The sequence below is a fragment of the Streptomyces sp. SM11 genome (assembly GCF_002910905.1).
In the GTDB taxonomy this organism is placed as follows: domain Bacteria; phylum Actinomycetota; class Actinomycetes; order Streptomycetales; family Streptomycetaceae; genus Streptomyces.
Map to the genome: position 1 here is coordinate 1 of NZ_NEUE01000046.1, position 3060 is coordinate 3060.

4 protein-coding genes and 1 pseudogene are annotated in these 3060 nt (G+C 72.3%); 1 reads left to right on the top strand and 4 read right to left on the bottom strand.

Features of this window, described 5'->3' with window-relative positions; translation table 11 throughout:
• The 3 genes and pseudogenes from B9S58_RS02905 to B9S58_RS02915 form a co-directional block, all read right to left on the bottom strand.
• Positions 1-643, bottom strand: a pseudogene (locus B9S58_RS02905) (hypothetical protein); the annotation flags it as partial.
• A gap of 161 nt (positions 644-804) precedes the next feature.
• Positions 805-1185, bottom strand: coding sequence for a PPOX class F420-dependent oxidoreductase (locus tag B9S58_RS02910; protein ID WP_103530577.1), 381 nt, complete (start codon positions 1183-1185; stop codon positions 805-807).
• Positions 1186-1256: 71 nt separating this feature from the next.
• Positions 1257-1526: a helix-turn-helix domain-containing protein gene (locus B9S58_RS02915; protein WP_103530578.1), complete on the bottom strand. Its 270-nt coding sequence runs from the start codon at positions 1524-1526 to the stop codon at positions 1257-1259.
• A 73-nt stretch (positions 1527-1599) separates the two neighbouring features.
• Here B9S58_RS02915 and map point away from each other — a divergent pair, with 73 nt between their 5' ends.
• Positions 1600-2367: a type I methionyl aminopeptidase gene (map, locus tag B9S58_RS02920; protein WP_103530580.1), complete on the top strand. Its 768-nt coding sequence runs from the start codon at positions 1600-1602 to the stop codon at positions 2365-2367.
• A gap of 14 nt (positions 2368-2381) precedes the next feature.
• Here map and B9S58_RS02925 read toward each other — a convergent pair whose 3' ends face one another.
• Positions 2382-3059: a glycoside hydrolase family 75 protein gene (locus B9S58_RS02925; protein WP_258044165.1), complete on the bottom strand. Its 678-nt coding sequence runs from the start codon at positions 3057-3059 to the stop codon at positions 2382-2384.
• Position 3060: the final 1 nt, after the last annotated feature.

Consider the following 3060-nt stretch of genomic DNA (forward strand, 5'->3'; position numbering starts at 1 on the left):
AGTCATGCGCGACATGTTCGAGGCCGAGGGGTCCGCCTCCCGCTTCCGTTCCGGCGATCCCAGTGGCCCCGGCAGCCCCGGCGGACGTACCGGACACCGCAGACCCGGCAGCACCGGCGGGTACTCCATCGGCCCCCTCCTCCCCGAACCACCCCTCGGACACCGTCACAGCCGCCAGCCGCTTGCGCAGCTCCGCACACCGGGCGGTGGCCCGTTCATGGTCGTCGCGGGCCCAGGCCTGTGCCTCCGGTTCGGCCGGTTCCGGGCCGCCGGGCCCGGCACCGCGCAGGCGTTCCGCCGCCCGGTGCTGCTCGCCGACCATCAACTCCAGCCGGTGGACGAGCTCCTGGCGTCCGCCGGGCCGCCGGTCATGGGTGGCGGCCGACGCGGAGTAGAGCGCGGCGGCCCGGACCGAGACCTGCTCGGCGAACCGGGCGCCGTGCAGCGCGGCGAGGTCCGCGAGCAGCGACTCCACCACGTCCCAGGGCGGGATCTCCACCCCGTCGAGGCAGGAGCGCATACCTGCCGGGTCGCGCCGGGCGAAGACCCCGTACCATCCGCGTCCGGGGTCCAGCCGGGCCACCAGATCTCTCAGGTACTGCGCGAACGCCCCTACTTCGTATGCCTGCTGATGCACCGTCATCGTCGCCCTCGCCGACCGTCGACCGCAGACTGGAGCCTTCCAGTCCGGAGGCATTCGACCGCAGGCGTGTTACGGGACGGCTACGCGCAGCTTTCGGGCGCACTGCGGCGGGAGCGCGACGCCCGGCCGTGCGCCCCTGCGCGCTCCGGCGGCGACCGGGCTCAGAAGGTGACGGCGATCCCGGTGTGCGGGCGCTTGCCGAGCCGGGCGACCGTCGCCGGCCAGTCGACGATCCAGAACTTCCAGGTGTACTTGCGGGCCAGCCGTTTGCGCGCCGCGCGGGTGCCGTCCTCGTCGAGGAGGGTCGCCGTGCCCTCCGCACTGGGAGCACCGTCGGCGATCCTGCCGCGTACGTCGCAGACGGTGACGACGACCTTGCCGTTGTTGCGGAGCCGCTTGACCTTCCACGAGTCGGAGCGGGTCCAGATGTACAGCACATCGCCCTCGGCGGCAGCCCATACGGGCGTGGCGACGGGTGCGCCGTTCTTCCGGTACGTGGTCAGGCTGACGTATTCACTGCGTGCGAAGTCCTGGAGTGTCACGGCGCGACCCTACCCGCCCCGGAGGGCGTCCGGCCGGTTCAGCGCCGACCGCCGAGCGCGGGCGCGCCCGGCTACGCGATCAGCGGCGCAGCGGCCGGTTCCGGTGCGCAGCGGCCGAGGATCTCGTCCATGGAGAGGCCCAGCGCACCGGCGAGGGCGGCCACGGTGAAGAAGGCGGGGGTGGGGGCGCGGCCGGTCTCGATCTTCCGGAGGGTCTCCGCGGAGATTCCGGCGCTCGCGGCGACGGCGGCCATACTGCGCTCCCCGCGCGCCTGGCGGAGCAGCACACCGAGCCGTTCGCCGCGCAGGCGCTCTTCGGGTGTCAGGGGGGTGCGGACCATGAGGCCATCCTACTACGGAATGCCATTTCTATACCGTTATTACTATACCGCTCCGACCGGTATAGTAATGGGCATGGTGCACATCAAGACGGACACATCCATCGAAGCGATGCGCGAGGCCGGCCGGGTCGTCGCGCAGATCCTGACCCGCGCCCGGGAGGTCGCGGCGGTCGGCGTGACCCCCCGCCAACTGGACGAGGCGGCCCGCGAGGTGCTGCGGGCGGCCGGGGCCTCCTCACCGTTCCTGAACTACAAGCCACACTTCGCGCCCACCCCCTTCCCGGCCACGGTCTGTGTCTCGGTCAACGACGCGGTCGTGCACGGAATCCCCTCGGCCGAGCCGTTGCGGGACGGGGACCTGGTCAGTGTGGACACGGGTGCCATCCTCGACGGCTGGGCCGGCGACTCGGCGGTCAGCTTCACCGTGGGCGAGGCCCGCCCCGCCGACACCCGGCTCATCACCACCGCGAACCGGGCCCTGGAGGCCGGGATCGGCGCGGCCGTCGTGGGCAACCGGATCGGCGACATCGCCCACGCGATCGGTACGGTCTGCCGCACGGCGGGCTACGGCATCCTGGAGGGCTACGGTGGCCACGGCATCGGCCGGTCCATGCACGAGGACCCGTCCGTTCCGAACGAGGGACAGCCCGGCCGCGGCATGCCGCTGCGGCACGGAATGGTCCTGGCGATCGAGCCCATGCTGATCGGCGGTGGCGGCGACGAGTTCCGCCACGACGAGGACGGCTGGACACTGCGGACGACCGACGGCAGCCGGGCCTCGCACGCCGAGCACACCGTGGCGATCACGAACGACGGTCCGCGCATCCTGACCGCGCTGTGACCTGGGCGGCCCTGCTATGAGCGCCCGACGAACTCCCTGGCCAGTGCCGCTCCCTCGCTCTGCGCCCGCGCGCGGCTCTCGATCGGGGAGATGTGGGAGTTCTTGAACGCGATGTACGTGACGCCGGACCCGACGCCTCCGGTCGACGGGTCCGGATCGATGCCCAGGGCCTTCGCCATGGCGTACGACGCCTCCCCGATGATGCCCGTGGGGCCGGTGTCGCCGATCACACCGAACCGCACCCGGTCCCGGTACACGACCGCCACGACGCTGCCGCCGGTGAGCCCCGACTTCCGGTAGTCCCACAGCTTGCTCGGTCCGGGTACGACCACATGGGGGAGCGCGGCCGAGTCCAGGGGTTCGCCTCGGGAGCTCTGGAACGCGGTCTCCGGCAGGAAGTACGGATCGGTCTTCCGGTTGCAGGCCTTCGTCTTCCGACCGTCGCAGTCGATGTCCATGTCCGCCTTCCAGAAGACGGCGTCCGTGGTGCCGCAGACGGGGACCGTGGCCTTGGCGCTGCCGCTGTCGGTGCGGTACGTGCCCTTCGAGATCCGGGCGCAGGCGCGGACTTCGGCCAGCAGTTCGGCGGCGGTCGCCGCGGTCGCGTCCACTGCGGCGGCGGTCGCATCGGCCGTTTCCGGCTCCTGCCCGCGTCCGCCACCGGCCCCGGGGCCGGTGGCGGACGCGGGCAGG